The following is an 18,634-nucleotide window of genomic DNA, read 5'->3' on the forward strand; positions in this document are numbered from 1 at the left end:
GAGATTTGATACAGTAGCAGAATTAAATTGAGCAAAGGAAGACCTGATATGGGCTTACGTTGGACAGATACAATTGATATCGCAATTGAACTCAGTGAAGCGCATCCAGATGTGGATCCACAATGGGTGCGTTTTACCGATATGCATGCATGGATTTGTGCATTGCCAGAATTTAGTGATGATCCAACCAAATCGACTGAAGGTCTGCTAGAAGCCATTCAAATGGCATGGATTGATGAAGCGAATTAATGGCTTGAGATGTTGCTGAATGATGCTAAACGTCACAGCGCATCGAAAAATCCAAATTTTTTACAGATTAAAAGCAGAAAATTGTTCATTATTCGGTATAATGCGCCCAAATTTTCGTGTCAATTTGACTAAAGGAGCCACTCATGGCTATTGAACGTACTTTATCTATCGTAAAACCAGATGCAGTTGCTAAAAACCACATTGGTGACATCTTTGCTCGTTTCGAAAAAGCTGGTCTTAAAATCGTTGCGACTAAAATGAAACACCTTTCTAAAGCAGAAGCTGAAGGTTTCTATGCTGAGCATAAAGAACGTGGTTTCTTTGGTGACCTTGTTGCATTCATGACTTCTGGTCCTGTTGTAGTATCTGTTCTTGAAGGTGAAAACGCAGTTCTTGCTCATCGTGAAATTCTTGGTGCTACAAACCCTAAAGAAGCTGCTCCTGGTACAATCCGTGCAGATTTCGCTGTAAGCATCGATGAAAATGCTGCGCATGGTTCTGACTCAGTTGCATCTGCTGACCGTGAAGTAAATTACTTCTTCGCTCAAACTGAAGTTTGCCCACGTACTCGTTAATTCGACGTATCTAGGGTCTTTTTTTCTACACGAATAAATCTCCGATTTATGAATTGATAACAGACCCGAAACCAGATAGGTGATATACTACTTGTCTGGTTTTTTTATTTTTGTTGCTTTATTTGGCTAAATATTGGTCAATATGTTTTATTACTACGGCATGATTTAGGTAATCCCCATGAATTCTGAAGTTGTCGCTTCATCGTTAAATCTAGATGAACAGCAGCCTGCATCATCAAAATCTGCACAGGCTGATCGTATTCAGACTGCAAATGTGCAGAAAGTGAATTTACTTGGCATGTCACGTCCGCAATTGGAAAAATTCTTCGAAGAAATCGGCGAGAAAAAATTCCGTGCTGGGCAGGTAATGAAATGGATGCATCAATTTTTTATCACTGATTTTGCTGAAATGACCAATATTTCAGGAAAGTTGCGTGAAAAACTAGAAAGAATTTGTGAAATCAAAGCGCCGGAAGTAGTGCATCGTAACTATTCGAAAGATGGAACCCGTAAGTGGGTATTCCGTGTTGGTGATGGTGCGGGCTCTTTGGTTGAAACGGTATTGATTCCGGCAGAAGATAAAACAGGTTTACGTAAAACACTGTGTATTTCATCACAAGTGGGCTGTGCTTTAGATTGCTCATTTTGTTCAACTGGAAAACAAGGTTTTCAGCGTGATTTAACCCCTGACGAGATCATTGGACAGTTATGGGTGGCCAACTATTCTTATATGGAAGAAGTACCTGTTGCTGAACGTGAGCGCTCGGTAACCAATGTGGTGATGATGGGAATGGGTGAGCCATTACTCAATTATGACGCTGTATTGAGCTCAATGAATATCATGTTAGATGATTTCGCTTACGGAATGTCTAAACGTCGAGTTACATTATCAACCTCAGGTGTTGTACCCAAAATTGACCAATTGGCACAAGATATAGATGTGGCTCTGGCGATTTCTTTACATGCGCCAAATGATGAATTACGTAATGAATTGGTGCCGATTAATAAAAAATATCCATTAGCACAATTAATTGCTGCATGTCAGCGCTATATTGCCAAAGATGGTAATGAAAGTTCTCGTAAACATGTCACCATTGAATATGTAATGTTGGAGGGTGTGAATGATCATCCTGAACATGCACAACAAATGATTAAGTTACTGAAAAACTTACCAAGTAAAATTAATTTAATTCCATTCAATCCGTTTCCGCATGCGCCATATGGCCGTTCAAGTCGAAATCGTATTATTTCTTTCCAAAAAACTTTGTCTGATGCAGGTTTTGTGTGTACGATTCGTCAGACACGTGGTGATGATATTGATGCGGCGTGTGGGCAGTTGGTCGGGCAAGTGGCAGATCGTACCCGTCGTGCAGAGCAGTGGAAAAAGAAAGTTGCTGAACGTGGTGAGATTATCCGTTCATAAGCTTAAAGATTTGTAGGCATACATTTATATCAACAAATAAGCAGGGGCTGACTTTGAGAAAATCGATGTATCAAAAAGCAGTTGTAATATTGGCAATTGGTTTATCTGCATTGGTCGTACAGGGTTGTCAAACGACAAATTCAGACACAATAATAAAAAAAGATCCTGAAAAAGCCGTTAAAGTACGTACTCAGCTTGCTGCTGAATATATCCGTACAGGTGATTTAGATGCTGCAAAACGTGCATTAGATCAAGCTTTAGAAACTGATTCACGTGATTCAGCGGCAAATATGATGATGGGTGTCTTACTGCAACAAGAAGGAAGTAAGATTAGTCTGGAAAAAGCGGATGGCTATTTTAAGCGTGCGATTTCCAGTGACTCAAAAAATGCACAAGCTCGTAATAATTATGGAACATATTTATTTGTTACTGAGCGCTATAATGATGCGATAGAACAGTTGAGTATAGCTGGTACTACGCTTGGTTATGACCAACGTTACAAGGCTTTAGAAAATCTAGGTCGAGTTTATTTAAAAGTAGGTGATGTGGCAAATGCTGAAAAAGCATTCAAACAAGCTTTACAAGTCAATCGCGATTCGATTATTTCTCTGGTAGAGTTATCAGAGATTTTCTATTTGCAACAAAAAAGTGTACAAGCAAGTCAACTCTATGAGCAATATGTTCGTTTAGTAGGTCAGGACAAACAAGGTGCTAGAGCACTTTGGATTGGTTTACGTATTGCACGTGCCAATAATGATCAGATGGGAATGCAAGTGTTGGTGAACCAACTACGTGCATTATTCCCGGACAGTAAAGAATATCAACGTTATCTGCAATTACAGTACAGTACTGAGGCCGTATGGAAGTAAATCCTAATTCACAGCAACCTACAGGTTCAAACGTAGCATCTAATGGCTTAGGAAATGTTCAACGTCCAGGTGAGTACTTGCGTCAAATTCGAGTCTCCAAGAACCTAGACATTAAAGATGTTGCAAACGAACTAAAAATGCCTGTAAAAACCTTACAAGCATTGGAACAAGATGAGTATAAGTCTTTGCCAGAAGCAACCTTTATTAAAGGTTATTATCGTTCATATGCCAAGTTTTTAGGTGTTGATGCAACAGTAGTCATTCAGCGTTTTGATGAAATTTATCAAAATGATACAGGGCTTTTACCAAATCATGCATTGAACAATTCCCCAATCAAAATTATGGGGAAACTGCCTGGCTCAAACAGTGATCGTAATAAAAAGTGGCTAAAGCGAATTTTAATTGCCATTGTTGCGATTGCTGTGATTTGGGCTGTGATTGCTGGAATTCAAAAAATAACATCGGGTAAAAGTACTGATGTAGATAGCAAACCACAAGAATCAGAAGTAGAAGTGTTGAATTTAAACAATGCTACAGCAACTTCAGGTGATCAAATGGTGTTGAATTTCAGTCATCCTACTTCTGTACATATCGTAGATAGTACAGGAAAAGTTTTGGCGACTGGTCGTCAGTCGGCTGCTTTAACTGTCAATGGCCAATCACCATTCCAAATTCGCCTTGATGATGCAACTGCTGTGTCATTAAGCCTTAATAATGAACAGATTTCATTGTCTCCATATACAGTGAACGGAAAAGCAGAATTCCGTTTGTCACGTTAATGGGCAAGAGTAGATAAGATCATGATTGAGAATCCAATCAAGCGCCGTCCCACTCGTAAAATACGTGTAGGTTCGGTGTATGTCGGTGGTGATGCACCTATCAGTATTCAAAGTATGACCAATACTGAAACGTGTGATGTAGATGCAACAGTTGCACAGATTCAACGCTGTGCGGATGTGGGTGCGGACATCATGCGTGTTTCTGTACCGACTATGGAGGCTGCTGAAGCTTTTGGTGAAATTCGTAAACGTGTCACTGTACCATTGGTTGCAGATATTCATTTCGATTATAAGATCGCTTTGAAAGTTGCCGATATGGGTGCGGATTGTTTACGAATCAATCCGGGTAATATTGGTTCTGAAGCTAAGATTCGTGAAGTTGTTGCAGCTGCACGTCATCATGATATTTCCATGCGTATTGGTGTCAATGCAGGGTCTTTAGAAAAAGATATCCAAAAGAAATATGGTGAACCAACAGGTCAGGCTTTACTTGAATCTGCAATGCGTCATATCGATATATTGGATCGTTTAAATTTCCATGAGTTTAAAATTTCAGTAAAAGCATCAAATGTATTTTTAACAATGGATGCTTATCGCTTATTATCTGCTCAAATTGATAATCCATTACATTTAGGTGTAACTGAAGCTGGGATTTATCGTACCGGTTCAGTGAAATCTGCGATTGCTTTAGGTGGTTTGCTGTTGGATGGCATTGGTGACACCATGCGTATATCATTGGCAGCTGAGCCTGAAGAAGAAGTAAAAATTGGTTTTGATATTTTAAAATCTCTGAGCCTTCGGTCAAATGGGATTAACTTTATTGCTTGTCCAAGCTGTTCACGTCAAGAGTTTAACGTGATTAAAGTGATGCAGGCTTTAGAGGAACGGTTAGAAGATATTCGTACCCCAATGGATGTGTCTGTCATTGGTTGTAAAGTCAACGGTCCGGGTGAAGCAAAAGAAGCTGATATTGGTATAGTCGGTGCAAGCCCGCGCTCACTCGTGTATCGTAATGGCGAAAAGAGTCACTTAATAGATACAAATCAGTTGGTTGATGAAATCGAAAGCATGGTTCGTCAACGTGTTCAAGAGCTTGAAAAAGCTAAAGCTAAAGAGATTATTCGTAGTTCATCATGAGTTCAATTGTCGCAATTAAAGGTTTTAATGACTTTCTTCCATCGCAAACACCTGCGTGGAGACGTCTTGAGCAGCACTTAGCATCGCTTATGGATGCATACGGTTATCAGCAAATCCGTTTGCCAGTGGTTGAATATACCAACTTATTTAAGCGTTCAATTGGTGATGCCACTGATATCGTTGAGAAAGAAATGTACACTTTCTTCGATAAGGGTAATCCACCTGAATCTTTAACTTTGCGTCCAGAAGGCACAGCGGGTTGTGTACGTGCGATGTTGGAACATAACTTACTCCGTGGTGCAAATCCGCGTGTGTGGTATGTTGGACCGATGTTCCGTTATGAAAAACCGCAAAAAGGTCGTTATCGTCAGTTTCACCAATTTGGTGTGGAAACTTTTGGTGTGGCGACACCTGATCAAGATGCTGAACTGATTCTTATGACTGCGCGTTTATGGAAACGCATGGGTGTTGCGGATAAAGTTCAACTTGAATTGAATACGTTGGGGGAGTCGGATGAACGTGCAGAGTATCGTGCGGCGTTGGTTGAGTTCCTTACAGCACATCACGCTGATTTGGATGAAGATTCACAACGTCGTTTAACCACCAATCCATTACGAATTTTAGATTCAAAAGATATTCGAACTCAGCAAATTCTTGAAAATGCACCAAAATTGCATGATTTCTTAAAAGAAGAAAGTTTGAATCATTTTGCTCAATTGCAACAGTATTTAACTAATGCGGGTATTGAGTTTGTCATCAATCAAAAATTAGTGCGCGGTTTAGACTATTACAACAAAACTGTTTTTGAATGGACAACCACACATTTAGGTTCTCAAGGAACAGTATGTGCGGGAGGTCGTTATGATGGTTTGGTTGGACAGCTTAAAGGTAAGCCGGATCAATCTGTGCCCGCAGTTGGTTTTGCCATGGGTATGGAGCGTTTATTATTGCTTCTTGAACAAGTTGAAGATAATACGCCAGTGCGTGAATGCGAGTTATTCTTGGTATCAGATCCAGCAACACAAGGTCAGGCTTTGGTATTGGCTGAAAAAATTCGTGATCAACTTGAAGCTCTAAATAGTACAATTCGTTTGAAAACAGGTTCACAGGGTTCAATGAAGAGTCAAATGAAGAAAGCAGACCAATCTGGTGCTATCTATGCTTTGATCTTTGGAGAGCGTGAGGCTGAAGCACTACAAGTTTTAGTCAAAGAACTTGCGACAGCAGAACAATATGAAATTAAGGTCACTGAAATTGTGCCTTTCTTCATAGAAAAATTTTCGTCAAAATAAGCCGATAATCATAAGGAAAAGGGGAGTCAAATGAGTGCAATGACTGATGATGAGCAACTGGATAGTGTGAAGTCATTTTTTAAGAAATATGGCTCAGCTATGGTGACAGGTGTCCTCATTGCATTGATTGCCTTTTTCGGTTGGGAATATTGGCAAAAGAAAACTCTGGCTGAAAATCAAAATGAGACAGCCAAAGTTCAGCAATTGATGGATGAGGCGAGAGCAGCTAATGGGGATGCTAAAGTTACTGCAGCTTTAGTCGCATCAGCAGATAAAATTGTGAAAGATAATCCTGATTCAGTTCAAGCGATCCAAGCACAAATTGTCATGGCAAAAGTTGCTTACGATAAAAATGATTATGCATTGGCTGAGCGTGAACTCAAAAAAGTTGAAAATTCTAAAATTAAAGATGCTGGTTTGTTACAAGTTGTAAAAATAAAACTTGCCGATGCACAATTGGCGCAAAAGAAGTTTGATGAAGCTTTGAAAACCTTGTCAGCTGTGAATGATCCTGCTTTTCAGGCCAGTGCTGACGAGTTGAAAGGTGATATTTATGTGGCAAAAAATGACACCGAAAATGCAAAAAAATCGTATCAAGCAGCATGGAATGCGGTCGTTGAACGTAAACAAGAACGTCAAATTTTACAAATTAAACTCGAAAGTGTTGGCGTATTAGTAGAAGATCCTGATCTTGAACGCCCAATTTTAGCAACACAAGTGGATGAGTCTTAATGGATAGAAATTTTAAAATACCTTTTGCTTTAGCAATCTTATCAATCGCTTTAATCGGCTGTTCAAGTAATAAGACGAAAGAAGTGAAGATTAAGCCTAATCCACTGCCTAAAGTTGCACAAGCCTCGAGCTTGGTTCAAGTATTTTCGACCAGTGTATCTTCGACCAGCAGTGAAGATGCATTACGTCTACGTTTAGATACAGACAATGGTGTTGTGTTTGCTTTAGATCCAAAAGGCGAAGTGGCTGCCTATAAAGGTAAACAGCGTCTATGGAATGCTAAAGTGACCAAAGACGGCTTAAGTTCTGGTGTTGAAGCGGCAGATGGCGTGGTTATTGTGGGTAACCAAAAAGGGCATGTTTTTGCATTAGATCAAGCGACAGGTGGGACCAAATGGTCTGCGCAATTGTCGGGAGCAATTATCAGTTCTGCTTTGATTCAATCTGGTCGTGTGATTGTGGTTGCAAATGATGGTACAGTTTATGCCTTAGATGTTGCGACAGGTCAGCAAGCGTGGACTTATAAATTACCAAGCGCTTCATTTAGCTTAAGAGGCCAAGCCACTCCAGTTAGTCTAGATCCACGTACAGTGCTTATCGGTACCTCTACTGGCTATATTTTTGCAATAGATAGCCTTGCGGGTGTACCGCGTTTACAACGTCGTGTTGCGGTATCTGAAGGGCGTTCTGATATTCAGCGTTTGATTGATGTGGACAGTGAGCCTGTTGTTTCAGGACAGTATGTGGTTACGACAAGTTTCCAAGGTCAAGTCACTGTTCTAGATTTGGCTTCACAACGCGTTTTGTGGAGTGAAAACTCAAGCAGTATCAACCGTCCAGAAGTGACTGATGGTAAAGTCATCGTATCGCAAACTGATGGTCAGATTATTGCTTATGACTTGATTACAGGTCAGCAACTTTGGAAAAATGAGCAACTGCTCAATCGTAACTTAAGCAACCCTGTATTGCTCGGTTCAAATCTTGTTGTGGGTGATTTAGATGGTTATTTACATCAAATTGATCCAAATACTGGAACAACTTTAGGGCGTGCTAAAACCAGTGGTGAAGTCCGTACTTTGAGAGTGATTGACAATCAGGTTTATGTTTCGACACGCAAAGGTGCTATGAGTATCTGGCAAAGTCGTTAACAGTTAATCAACAGACACGATTAGGATTCTCTATTTTTTTAGTCTTGTGTTAAAATAGAGCAATCCGTATGAATTCCATACACGGGGTGATTGAAAATCAATACCCCGTGTTTTTATTTTAGGTTTTTCCTATTCTTCTTCCTATACATTTCTGATGTTCAGACCAGTCATACTGGCTGATCTTGAATAAAGGTTATTTTATGAAACCCGTAATTGCGCTCATTGGTCGTCCAAACGTCGGCAAATCAACGTTATTCAACCAGATTACCAAGAGCCGTGATGCACTCGTTGCTGATTTTGCTGGTCTTACCCGAGATCGTAAATATGGTGATGCAACTTATGAAAATAAATCTTTCATTGTCGTTGATACTGGGGGTATCGGTGAAAATGAAGGTGGTATCGACTCATATATGGCAGAGCAGTCCAAAACTGCGATTAATGAAGCTGATATTATTGTTTTTGTTGTCGATGCACGGGCTGGGCTACTGGCTTCTGATGAGCAGATTGCCCGTGAATTGCGTACACTTGGTAAAAAGGTTTACTTGGTTGCCAACAAAGTCGATGGTGTGCACGCTGAAGCTGCATTAGTTGAATTTTATAAACTTGGTATGGGTGAACCCTTACAAGTTGCGGCAAGTCATGGCCGTGGTGTTCAACAAATGCTTGAGGATATCTTGGTGGATGTCCCTGAAGATGAAAACCCAGAAGAACACGATAAGGCAACAGGTCTACGTTTAGCAATTATTGGTCGCCCAAATGTCGGAAAATCTACTTTGGTTAACCGTTTGTTAGGTGAAGATCGTGTTGTCGCTTTTGACCAACCAGGCACAACTCGTGACTCGATTTATATTCCGTTTGAGCGTGATGGTCGTCAATATACCTTGATCGACACTGCTGGTGTACGTCGTAAAGGTAAAGTTGATGAGATGATTGAGAAATTCTCAATCGTAAAAACTCTACAAGCGATTAAAGATGCGCATGTCATTGTAGTGGTTTTAGATGCACGTGAAGGTGTGGTTGAACAAGATCTACATTTGATCGGTTATGCACTCGAAGCTGGTCGTGCCATGGTGATCGCCATTAACAAATGGGACAACATGACAGAGTATGATCGCAAACAATGTAAATTAGATGTTGATCGTCGTTTTGACTTTATTCCTTGGGCAAAAGTGCATTTGATTTCTGCTTTACATGGAACAGGTGTGGGGGAGATGTATCCAACTATTCACCGTGCTTATGATTCATCCCACTTAAAAGTTTCACCTGCAAAATTAACCCAGATTTTGAATGATGCAACTGAAGCACATCAACCGCCAATGATCAGTGGTAAACGTATTAAAATGCGTTATGCCCACATGGGTGGACAAAATCCACCAACGATTGTGATTCATGGTAATAAGGTTGATAAGACCCCTGCGGATTATCGTCGTTATTTAGAAAATGTCTTCCGTAAAGTGTATAACCTTGAAGGTACACCGGTTCGCGTTGACTTTAAAACAGCTGAAAATCCATTTGAAGGCCGTAAATCTCAAATTGATGAGCGTGTTGCAGCACGTCGTCGTCGTTATGTACAGAAATTTAAAAAGGCTGAAAAGAAATTTAGAAGCTAAATTTAGCGTTGAACACATTAAAACCCAAAGTGATCTTTGGGTTTTTTTGATTTAAGATAATGAAAAATGTTTGGGAATGGATTGTGAATCGTATTATTCAATTGGATGTTAATTCTATTCAAAATATTCTTCCGACTTACCATTCGATCGATCGAAAGGGGCAGATCCAAGAACTGAAACAGGCGATCTATCAATATAGAAACCAATTATTGTCCGATATTTTTTCAGTTGAAATCAGTAACCACTCTTTTGAAAAAACAGATTTTGGTAAACCCTATTTAATTGATTATCCAAAGTTTCACGTGAATCATTCACATAGCCAGCACCATTATGCTTTGGCGAGTAGCCAGCAGATCCAAGATTTGGGTGTAGATGTTGAGGACTTAGATCGAAAGGTGCGCTTTGAGGCTTTAGCTAAACATGCTTTTCATCCCCAAGAATATCAGGCTTGGCAAGCGTTAGACTTTGATCCTACTTTTTGGTTTAAGGTGTGGACCACAAAAGAGGCGATTTTAAAAGCATCGGGCCTAGGGATTCGTTTGAGTCTAAATGAGCTAAATACTGGAGTGCATGTGATGAATGATGGTGGGATCTCTACGCATCCGTTATTGGGCAGCTTTGCCTATCAAAATCTCCAGCTGAGCCGAGTCATGCTTACGGTGGCATGGCGTTCTGAATTATCCTGTAAGGGTTTTGCATTTCCACAGATTCAAGTCATTCAACATGGCTAATTAAAGACCGTATAGACGTTTTCATTCTGCATAACATATAAATTGCAACAACGTTATTCCATATTGGAGTGTGGCATCTATACGTCTAAGTGTTGAAATTTTCAACCTTAAGCCACCTGTATTGCAAATCGGCATTATTTAATGAATCCAGTTAAATGTAAGCTGCTTATCTTTAAATAAAAATAAATAGCACTCGATCACGAACAAACAATCTTGCTAGTCGTGTGTACTTTGTAAGCTATATTTTTTACATAAAAATTAGTTTATTTCTCCATGAAATTCTCTATACTTGATAAATTAAATGATAATTAAGTAGCGAAAATACTAATTATTGTGAATTTAAAGCGATGAAAAAGCGATAGGTTAGGATTAATTATATAGTGCGATTTAAATACTTCATCAGCTTAATTTGCATCATATTTTTTTATCCAAATTTTAGTTTTGCTTCAAGCTTAGAAAGTGATCTTGCTGCTTTTAATCTCATTACCAACTACGAGCTTTTATTCTTTGGTGGAATATTTGTCATTCTGATGCAAGCTGGTTTTGCTGTAGTTGAAGGCGGATATGAAAATACCTATAAGTCAATTTCCGCATTATTGGTTAATTATATTTCAGCAATTTTAGGAACGCTTATTTTTGGTTTCTTCTGCGCAAAAATTCTCCTTGCAGGTGATGCCTACTCCGAAAAATATATGAATGGCATGCTACATGGCTGGCATTGGAATTTATTGTTTTTTTATACTTTGATGGCCACGACAATAACCACTGTAGTTGGACGAGTGATTCCGAGTAAAGTTCCTTTATTTGTAAACTGGATAACCGGTTTAATGATCGCAGGTGTGATCTTTCCGTTCTTTAGTAGCTGGACCTGGGGCAATATCTTATTTGGCAAGGGCTGGTTAAAAGAATTAGGCTTTATTGATTTTGCAGGATCAACTGTGGTGCATTCCACTGCGGCTTGGATCGTTTTGGCGGGATATTTAACCTTAAAACCTCACGACCGACAAGAAATCTTAAAAAAAGATTTAATCTTTGAGGATTATAAGATTTTATCTTTGGCATTGGCTGGTTTTATTCTTTGGCTGGCGTGGTCAGGTTTAAATGTGGTTTATATCTCGGCATTTTATGCGGATATTGGGTTAATTGTTGTCAATGCTTTTGCTGCACTCTTTGGGGCAATGGTTGCATCCTTAGTTTTTTCTTTGGTATTGAATAATAAAATTATTTCATGGGTTGAAATGATTAAAGGTGCTTTAGGTGGTTTAGTTGCGATAACGGCAAGCTGTGGCTTGGTGAATTTATCTTCAGCATTGATTATTGGCTTAGTCTCAGGCTTATTGACCATATATTTACCTCGTTTTTTGGCTTATTGGATTGATTCTAAACATATTCGTGAAGTTGTTGTGGTACATGGTGTTTGTGGAGCATGGGGGACACTGGCTGTTTCTTTGACAGATAACCCCGTGATTAATTTAGCCAACAAGGCCAGTGTTATCGATCAAAGTATTGGGATTGTGGTAAATTTTGTGTGGAGTTTTGGCGTTGCATTCTTATTATTTAAACTGATTTGTAAATTGCGTAATACATACTAAATTAAGGATTCAAAAATAAAGCTTTGAAAAAAGCCAAGCACTAAAAAAAGCGACATAAAGTCGCTTTTTTTATATTTAAGTTCTGTATTAAAAGTTAGGCAACACTTTCAGGTGTCGCACGCCATAAACTTTCCAGATCATAAAATTTACGTGCTGTTGGTAGCATCACATGTACGACTACAAATCCTAAATCGATAAGGATCCATTCAGCGTCTCGTTCACCTTCAACACCAATTGGGCGAAAGCCTGCTTTACGTGCTTCTTCAGCAACATTGTCAGCAAGTGCTTTAACATGGCGTGTTGATGTCCCGCTCGCGATGACAATTGCATCTGAAACGTTGCTAATAGCGCTGACATCAAGTTGAATAATATCTTTGGCTTTTACATCAAGTAGAGCTTCTTGTACGACTTTTAAACAAGTCTGTACATCTTCATTTTGAGTGTTCATTGCAAGTTCGTGAGAATTAGAAGCGCTGGGCGATGGTTCTAAATTCATATAAGGTATATTTTCCAGAAAATATCTCACCTTCTAATATAGCGCTTTTGTCTAAAAAATACAAATTATACAATGCAATCGTTTGCCTAAGTACACACTGATTTAATAGCTATGGTTGTTTGAAAAATATTTTTCTTTCCATGCAAGTGACTGATTTGAATGAGATTGTGGTTTGTATTCTGCTGCAATAAAGCCTGTGTAGGCGCTTTGTTTTAACCATGAAAAAATTGCAGAATAATCAATTTGTGCAGTATCTGGTTCGTGACGACCAGGGCAGTCAGCAAATTGGATGTGCCCAATCCAATCAATATTTTCTTGTAAGGCTGCCAGTACATCTTCGCCCATCATCGCCATGTGATAACAGTCAAATTGCATTTTTAATGCAGGATGCTGTACTGCTTCTAACATTTCTTGACCTTGTGCAATATTTTGAACTAAGAACCGTGGCATGTCTGTACCATTAATCATTTCAAATACAGGCTGAATATCACGATTAGAGAGCAGATGACAAGCCAGTTTTAAATTGTTTGCCAATGTATTTAAACAGGGGAGTAAGTCGGCATCTTGTGGTTGTTTACCTGCTAAAATATTGACGTTTGGAACATTGAGCGCTTCTGCATATTCAATTGCAAGTTCTAAGGCTTGATGAAATGCTAGTTCTCGACCAGGCACACCAGCAAGACCGTTTCCACCTTGCATCAAGTCACCGGTGGGAACGTTGATCAGGCAAAGGCTGAGGTCATATTGTTCAAGCTGTGCTTGAATCTCTTCAATGCTTAATTCATACGGAAATTGAATTTCGACATTGTGGAAGCCATGAAGATGTGCCAAAGCAAAGCGTTCAATGAGCGGCACTTCAGTAAAAATCAAGGATAGGTTTACTGCGAGTTTAGTCATAAGAACGCTCCTTGCTATATTTGGACTCTCATCTTCAATGTAGTAGGCAATAGATTATTTTTCAACTTATTTATGTGTAGTTCCGTGTATTTTAACCCGATTTATTTTCCACTTGATGAATGACTGTGGCTAAATCAGACTCAGCAAATCCGTTGTTTTGATGGCTTTGTAATTGTCCCAGTGCACGTTGAGCCACAGGGATTTCTAAATCAAATTTTTGTGCAAGTTGAATGGCATTATTTAAGTCTTTAGAAAGCGTTTGTACTTTCCATTGTACGGGCTCAAAAGTATGTGTCGCCATGCGTGGGGCTAAAATTTGGAAAGGTTTTGAGTCAGCAAAACCACCAGCCAAAGCCGGCGCCAATAGGGTTGTATCTACACCTGCTTTACTGGCAAGCGCAACAGCTTCCGCGATCAAGGTGCTATTGGCAGCAACGATCAGTTGGTTGCAGATTTTAGTGGCTTGTCCAGTACCTGTTTCACCCATACGGGTGACACGCTGTGACAGGATATTGTAAATGAGGCTCAATGCTTGGATCACCTCAGCATTTCCCCCAGCGAAAATGACCAGCGTGCCATTTTCAGCACCTGCGGTTCCACCTGAAACAGGTGAGTCAATCCAAATCACCTGTTTTGTTGTTGCGCTTTCCGCCAGTTGCTTGGTTTTATCTACAGATAAACTGGAGAAATCCACAATCACTTGCTTGGCTTGTAAATAGGGCTCAATGTGCTCATAGACCAACTGTACAGCTTTATCATCGGCAAGGCAGCTGAGAATAATCGGATATTCTGCAATATTCTCAAGTTGTAATGGGTGAGCACCTAGATCAATAAGGGCGTCACAAGCAGATGCTGTTCTGTTCCAGACAGCGACATGCAAGCCTGCTTGGATTAATCGGGTTGCCATACGGCTACCCATTAATCCCATCCCTAAAAATGCAATTTTACTGTTACGATCAAAATTCATTTTATAACTCAAAAAGCTTTCAATAATAATTTTGGATTATTTGTATTGGCGCGGTAAAAATTTTAATTCAGGATTTTTATCCTTTTTACGTGCAATTTGACTGTTTTTACCCAAGAGTAATTTTAACTGCCAAATCTTCTCTAAACGTAAAGATTTCTGAGGTTGATGTTCCATAGCATCTAAAACACGTTTAGCAGCCATCAGCGCATCTGGCGAGCGTTGCAGCATCTCTTCTGCAATGGCTTGAGCTTTTGCCAACGGTGAGTCGTCTACATGCGTCACCAAACCAATGTCTTTGGCATAATTGCCATCAAAAATACGTGCAGTGAGAGTAAGCTCTTTGGCTAAATCAATACCAATCACGCCCTTGATTGAGCGGGTTAAGCCCATGTCAGGCACAAGCCCCCAACGGCTTTCCATGATTGACATTTTAGTCTCTGGGTGTGCAATACGAATATCTGCAGCCAATGCAAGTTGCATCCCTGCGCCAAAGCAGAAACCTTCAATTGCTGCAATGACAGGGACAGGCAGTTCTTGCCAGATCAAAAATGCTTTTTGGAATAGACTTTGACCGGGCTTAATCAGTTCCCATGCAGCAAAGGCTGTATTTTTTGGACTATTTAAGTCAGCAAGGTCAATACCTGCACTAAATACATTGGCTTCACCCCTCAGAATCACCACACGAATACTGCGGTCTTTTTTAATCTGTTGTGCGACGCTTACCAGTTCTCGGAGTAAAGCAAAACTCATGGCGTTGCGTTTATCTGGACGATTTAATGAAACTGTTGCGATACCATTGTTTTTTTCTATGTGTAGTAGTGCCATGATCTTGACTCATTTTTTCCTTGGTCATCAGCATAGCATGTGAATTGAATAGTTACATGACAGTAGAGTCACCGAAACTGTGTTGGTGTGCCAATTGGATGGTAAAGCCAAAACAGGGTTGAAACAGCGGCTTGTATAATTTTATTGGATTTCTAAAAAGATGATTGCAATGAAAAGATCATTCTAATTCATGGTGATTTAAAGAAACAATAAAACCGTATGTAAGATAAAACCCACAGTAAACTTGGGTTTTATACAGACGATTTAAAACAGCTCAAAACGCCTTAAGAAAAGCATTTATAGAGCTGAATCGGATAGAACAGCGCTGTATTTATGAAATGGGTAAAATCTGCTGTGCAGCTGTTTCAACTTCATGAATCGCCAATTGAAGTTCATCAAAGCGTTTCATCACATCTTGGATAAAGGCTTCATCTGCTTTACGACGTTCTTTGCGTAGCATCGAAATAAATTGTTCGAAATCGCCTGTAATGCGTTGCAATTTTGGTGTGCCGACATAACGGGTTGCACCATATAAGCGATGTAAGACATGCTCTAATTGAGGGAAGTCTTCCAGCTCAATGAGTTGCTCAATTTCAGCTAGCTCTGTTGGGAAGCTGTCGACTAACATTTTTAACAAATCTTGTGCGAGATCTTCTTTATTGGCTGCTAAAGCAAGACTTTGTTTCCAATCTAGAATATAAGCATCCAGCGCTTCGATATATACTGTATTTTCGATAGGTTGCTGATGTTGAATAAATTTATCGCTTGTCCAATTGGTGAGGATTTGAATGATTTGTTCAATTTGGATCGGCTTGGTTACATAATCATCCATACCGACCTTGAGTAATTTTTGTTTTTCATCGGCCAATGCGTGTGCTGTTAACGCAATAATCGGCATACGCATACCATCTAAGGTTGATTCCAAAGAGCGGATCGCCCGCGTGGTATCAATCCCTGACATGACTGGCATTTGAATATCCATAAAGATGAGATCAAAAGGCTTCGCACCTTGTTCAACCCCTTGCTGAATAATGGTTAAAGCTTCTTGACCACTGAGTGCCTTAGTGGTTTTTACATTCAATTCGCCTAACAATGCTTCAAGCACGATCAAATTCGGTAAATGATCATCTACAGCTAAAACATGTAAATCTTGCCCTTTAAAGTCTTTGTGATGCTCTTGTTCAAAGACAGGTTGATTGCTGAGCAGTTGAATCACTGAACTACGGCTCAGTGGTTGATATAAAGGACGCGCTTTATATTCAGTCAACATATTTGGATCAAGTGACATTTGATAACCATATACCGCTAAATGACCTTGATAACGACCACGAATTTCTTTCAGTAAGGCTTCAGTATCTCCACTATGATCAACGATCAACCATGTATTTTCAGTATTTTTTTCTAGGCTGTTTAGTCTGCTAAACAGATCTAAAATCGATTGTGCTTCGGCATGTCTAACTTGATAGTCTTCTAAATAATGACGTAATACATTGGCTGTTGCAGGATGGGCCAAGAAAGACACCACATTTAAGTTTTTAAATGATGGGTGAACAATTTCTTCATCTTCATTCACCGTTAACAGGGCAGTAAACCAAAAGGTTGAACCTTTTTCAGTAGGTGCACGTTCTTGGTTATCTTCAAAGCCAATTTGACCATGCATCAAATGTACTAGTTGCTTAGAAATGGCCAAACCGAGTCCTGTACCACCAAATTGGCGAGTGACAGAAGCATCACCTTGAGAGAATGATTCAAATAGTCGTTTACGATCTGTACCACTTAAACCTATTCCACTGTCTTGCACACTAAAATGCAGTAAACATTGCCCAATATCATCATGTTCCATACGCGCACGAACAATAATTTCACCATCGGGTGTGAATTTAATCGCATTGGAAATTAGATTGGTCAGTACTTGTTTAAAGCGTAAGGCATCACCAATGACATGTTTAGGCACATTGTCTGCAAAATAGAATGCCATCTCGATATGTTTTTGCGCTGCCAATGGCGAGAGCATATCCATGACATCGAAAATTGCTTCTTCTAGATCAAAGGGCGCCGTCTCAAGTTCTAATTTACCAGCATCAATTTTTGAGAAATCGAGTACATCGTTAATCAGGGCTAATAAATGTGCAGAAGACTTGCGAATGGTCTGTAAATATAAACTTTGATCATTGCTTAAATTGTCTTGGCGCAACATCAAATGGATAAAGCCATCAATACTGTTTAACGGGGTCCGCAATTCATGACTGATATTGGCAAGGAATACTGACTTTGCCTGATTGGATGAAATCGCCTGATCACGGGCTTGTTTATAGGTAATGTTTTGAACTTCTAAGGTGTCTAATGTACGACGTAAATCATCTTCTGTTTGTTCAGTATGTTCTTTTAGTTCAAGGAAGCTGAAATGTAGCCGTTTCACCACATTGGCAATATCACGCTGTAATAAGCGTAGTTCACCGGTACTGTTGATCACCATATGTTGATCAAGCGTATCTGCATTTAAACGTTGCAGTTGCATCCGAATTTCGTACATCGGTGCAATCCACCGTCTTGAATAGAAGTTTAGACACAATAAAAGTAGCAAAAGGGTTAGCAAAGCAGTCGTAATCAAAACGATCATGACACGATAATGTGCAATTTCTAAAGGTTGATTATCAAGTTCAATCACCAACCACATATTTTGATCAGAGTTGATGGGGTTAAGTTTAATCCCATAAATATTATTGTACTTATTTTGAACAGGCCCAAAGAATGTGCCTGATTTTGGAATTTTTGGCCAAGCACGCTGATTTTGGTAGCCAACGCTTAAATGATTGACATTATTTTCATCTATGATTGCTGCACTCAATAAATGCTTTTCGTTAAACATTTTTTGTAAAATGCTTTCAGCTTTTGCGTGTTGTGTTGGATTTTGTTCCATTACTGCGGTGAGTTGCTCAGCAGTATATTGGTAACGACTCAATATCGCGATGGCTTGGAAACGCTGTTTAGACTTGGCAGCAGCTGACGTTTCAGAAAGAACAAGTGCTGTTCCAACACCTGCCAAAATCATAATTGGCACGAAAATTAACGCAATAAGTTGACCATAAGCGTGATTGAGTTTTAAGCGTTTAAAGAGTTTTTTATTGAAATTCGACATTGTTCCAGCAACTCATTGCCCATGGCAAAGATATTAACATGCTTTAATCATCCTGCATGACAATATGACTAAAAATCTTGAGAATTGGAAATAAGTTATGCTGTTTTATAGATAACTTTATCATTTCTAATTCTAAGTAAAGTTTATTTTTTTATATGTATTTAATTTTATTC

Annotated in this window: 17 protein-coding genes; 12 read left to right on the plus strand and 5 right to left on the minus strand. The window is 39.4% G+C overall.

From position 1 onward, the window contains the following. Positions 1-48 precede the first annotated feature (48 nt). The 12 genes from iscX to AC2G3J_RS02550 all read left to right on the plus strand — a co-directional run bounded on the left by iscX (position 49) and on the right by AC2G3J_RS02550 (position 12,137). Positions 49-249 carry a Fe-S cluster assembly protein IscX gene (gene iscX, locus AC2G3J_RS02495; protein ID WP_004725877.1) on the plus strand — a complete coding sequence of 67 codons (201 nt, stop codon included), beginning with the start codon at positions 49-51 and terminating at the stop codon, positions 247-249. Between the two features lie 143 nt (positions 250-392). Then, positions 393-824 (plus strand): nucleoside-diphosphate kinase, encoded by a 432-nt coding sequence (gene ndk / locus AC2G3J_RS02500; RefSeq protein WP_004725878.1) that lies wholly within the window; start codon positions 393-395, stop codon positions 822-824. A 178-nt stretch (positions 825-1,002) separates the two neighbouring features. Then, positions 1,003-2,247 (plus strand): dual-specificity RNA methyltransferase RlmN, encoded by a 1,245-nt coding sequence (rlmN, locus tag AC2G3J_RS02505; protein ID WP_419327666.1) that lies wholly within the window; start codon positions 1,003-1,005, stop codon positions 2,245-2,247. Between the two features lie 65 nt (positions 2,248-2,312). After that, positions 2,313-3,116: a type IV pilus biogenesis/stability protein PilW gene (gene pilW / locus AC2G3J_RS02510; RefSeq protein ID WP_336953555.1), complete on the plus strand. Its 804-nt coding sequence runs from the start codon at positions 2,313-2,315 to the stop codon at positions 3,114-3,116. Next, on the plus strand, positions 3,107-3,895 hold the full coding sequence (locus tag AC2G3J_RS02515) for a helix-turn-helix domain-containing protein (protein ID WP_419358835.1): 789 nt from the start codon (positions 3,107-3,109) through the stop codon (positions 3,893-3,895). Before pilW ends, AC2G3J_RS02515 begins: the two co-directional genes overlap by 10 nt. A gap of 21 nt (positions 3,896-3,916) precedes the next feature. Continuing rightward, positions 3,917-5,032 (plus strand): flavodoxin-dependent (E)-4-hydroxy-3-methylbut-2-enyl-diphosphate synthase, encoded by a 1,116-nt coding sequence (gene ispG, locus AC2G3J_RS02520; RefSeq protein ID WP_004725885.1) that lies wholly within the window; start codon positions 3,917-3,919, stop codon positions 5,030-5,032. After that, positions 5,029-6,324 (plus strand): histidine--tRNA ligase, encoded by a 1,296-nt coding sequence (gene hisS / locus AC2G3J_RS02525; RefSeq protein WP_483770615.1) that lies wholly within the window; start codon positions 5,029-5,031, stop codon positions 6,322-6,324. Before ispG ends, hisS begins: the two co-directional genes overlap by 4 nt. A 30-nt stretch (positions 6,325-6,354) precedes the next feature. Next, on the plus strand, positions 6,355-7,056 hold the full coding sequence (locus tag AC2G3J_RS02530) for a YfgM family protein (RefSeq protein ID WP_336953558.1): 702 nt from the start codon (positions 6,355-6,357) through the stop codon (positions 7,054-7,056). Next, a complete protein-coding gene (gene bamB / locus AC2G3J_RS02535; RefSeq protein WP_336953559.1) occupies positions 7,056-8,204 on the plus strand; it encodes an outer membrane protein assembly factor BamB in 1,149 nt (382 codons plus the stop codon). Before AC2G3J_RS02530 ends, bamB begins: the two co-directional genes overlap by 1 nt. 200 nt (positions 8,205-8,404) lie before the next feature. After that, positions 8,405-9,814 (plus strand): ribosome biogenesis GTPase Der, encoded by a 1,410-nt coding sequence (der, locus tag AC2G3J_RS02540; RefSeq protein WP_004725892.1) that lies wholly within the window; start codon positions 8,405-8,407, stop codon positions 9,812-9,814. A gap of 59 nt (positions 9,815-9,873) precedes the next feature. Continuing rightward, entirely contained in the window at positions 9,874-10,545 is a 672-nt protein-coding gene (locus AC2G3J_RS02545) for a 4'-phosphopantetheinyl transferase family protein (RefSeq protein WP_483770616.1), read from the plus strand. A gap of 380 nt (positions 10,546-10,925) precedes the next feature. After that, the gene (locus AC2G3J_RS02550) at positions 10,926-12,137 is read left to right on the plus strand and encodes an ammonium transporter (protein ID WP_336953561.1); all 1,212 of its coding nucleotides are present in this window, start codon (positions 10,926-10,928) and stop codon (positions 12,135-12,137) included. 94 nt (positions 12,138-12,231) lie between these two features. On the opposite strand, the gene rsfS is transcribed toward AC2G3J_RS02550, so the two are convergent. From rsfS to AC2G3J_RS02575, 5 genes are all read right to left on the minus strand, one after another. After that, positions 12,232-12,633, minus strand: coding sequence for a ribosome silencing factor (gene rsfS / locus AC2G3J_RS02555; RefSeq protein ID WP_336953562.1), 402 nt, complete (start codon positions 12,631-12,633; stop codon positions 12,232-12,234). Between the two features lie 102 nt (positions 12,634-12,735). After that, complete coding sequence (locus AC2G3J_RS02560; protein ID WP_483770617.1) at positions 12,736-13,530, minus strand: hydroxypyruvate isomerase family protein; 795 nt, start codon at positions 13,528-13,530, stop codon at positions 12,736-12,738. Positions 13,531-13,621: 91 nt separating this feature from the next. Continuing rightward, positions 13,622-14,497: an NAD(P)-dependent oxidoreductase gene (locus AC2G3J_RS02565; protein ID WP_419327661.1), complete on the minus strand. Its 876-nt coding sequence runs from the start codon at positions 14,495-14,497 to the stop codon at positions 13,622-13,624. A gap of 36 nt (positions 14,498-14,533) precedes the next feature. Further along, positions 14,534-15,322 carry a crotonase/enoyl-CoA hydratase family protein gene (locus AC2G3J_RS02570; protein ID WP_483770618.1) on the minus strand — a complete coding sequence of 263 codons (789 nt, stop codon included), beginning with the start codon at positions 15,320-15,322 and terminating at the stop codon, positions 14,534-14,536. 331 nt (positions 15,323-15,653) lie between these two features. Continuing rightward, positions 15,654-18,461, minus strand: coding sequence for a GacS-like sensor histidine kinase (locus tag AC2G3J_RS02575; protein ID WP_483770619.1), 2,808 nt, complete (start codon positions 18,459-18,461; stop codon positions 15,654-15,656). Positions 18,462-18,634 lie beyond the last annotated feature (173 nt).

The sequence above is a fragment of the Acinetobacter legionensis genome, assembly GCF_057165765.1.

What these genes read in the sequence shown, in the direction of transcription:
- iscX (WP_004725877.1), top strand. Translation starts at nt 49, where the DNA reads ATGGGCTTACGTTGGACAGATACAATTGATATCGCAATTGAACTCAGT.
- ndk (WP_004725878.1), top strand. Translation starts at nt 393, where the DNA reads ATGGCTATTGAACGTACTTTATCTATCGTAAAACCAGATGCAGTTGCT.
- rlmN (WP_419327666.1), top strand. Translation starts at nt 1,003, where the DNA reads ATGAATTCTGAAGTTGTCGCTTCATCGTTAAATCTAGATGAACAGCAG.
- pilW (WP_336953555.1), top strand. Translation starts at nt 2,313, where the DNA reads ATGTATCAAAAAGCAGTTGTAATATTGGCAATTGGTTTATCTGCATTG.
- AC2G3J_RS02515 (WP_419358835.1), top strand. Translation starts at nt 3,107, where the DNA reads ATGGAAGTAAATCCTAATTCACAGCAACCTACAGGTTCAAACGTAGCA.
- ispG (WP_004725885.1), top strand. Translation starts at nt 3,917, where the DNA reads ATGATTGAGAATCCAATCAAGCGCCGTCCCACTCGTAAAATACGTGTA.
- hisS (WP_483770615.1), top strand. Translation starts at nt 5,029, where the DNA reads ATGAGTTCAATTGTCGCAATTAAAGGTTTTAATGACTTTCTTCCATCG.
- AC2G3J_RS02530 (WP_336953558.1), top strand. Translation starts at nt 6,355, where the DNA reads ATGAGTGCAATGACTGATGATGAGCAACTGGATAGTGTGAAGTCATTT.
- bamB (WP_336953559.1), top strand. Translation starts at nt 7,056, where the DNA reads ATGGATAGAAATTTTAAAATACCTTTTGCTTTAGCAATCTTATCAATC.
- der (WP_004725892.1), top strand. Translation starts at nt 8,405, where the DNA reads ATGAAACCCGTAATTGCGCTCATTGGTCGTCCAAACGTCGGCAAATCA.
- AC2G3J_RS02545 (WP_483770616.1), top strand. Translation starts at nt 9,874, where the DNA reads ATGAAAAATGTTTGGGAATGGATTGTGAATCGTATTATTCAATTGGAT.
- rsfS (WP_336953562.1), bottom strand. Translation starts at nt 12,633, where the DNA reads ATGAATTTAGAACCATCGCCCAGCGCTTCTAATTCTCACGAACTTGCA.
- AC2G3J_RS02560 (WP_483770617.1), bottom strand. Translation starts at nt 13,530, where the DNA reads ATGACTAAACTCGCAGTAAACCTATCCTTGATTTTTACTGAAGTGCCG.
- AC2G3J_RS02565 (WP_419327661.1), bottom strand. Translation starts at nt 14,497, where the DNA reads ATGAATTTTGATCGTAACAGTAAAATTGCATTTTTAGGGATGGGATTA.
- AC2G3J_RS02570 (WP_483770618.1), bottom strand. Translation starts at nt 15,322, where the DNA reads ATGGCACTACTACACATAGAAAAAAACAATGGTATCGCAACAGTTTCA.
- AC2G3J_RS02575 (WP_483770619.1), bottom strand. Translation starts at nt 18,461, where the DNA reads ATGTCGAATTTCAATAAAAAACTCTTTAAACGCTTAAAACTCAATCAC.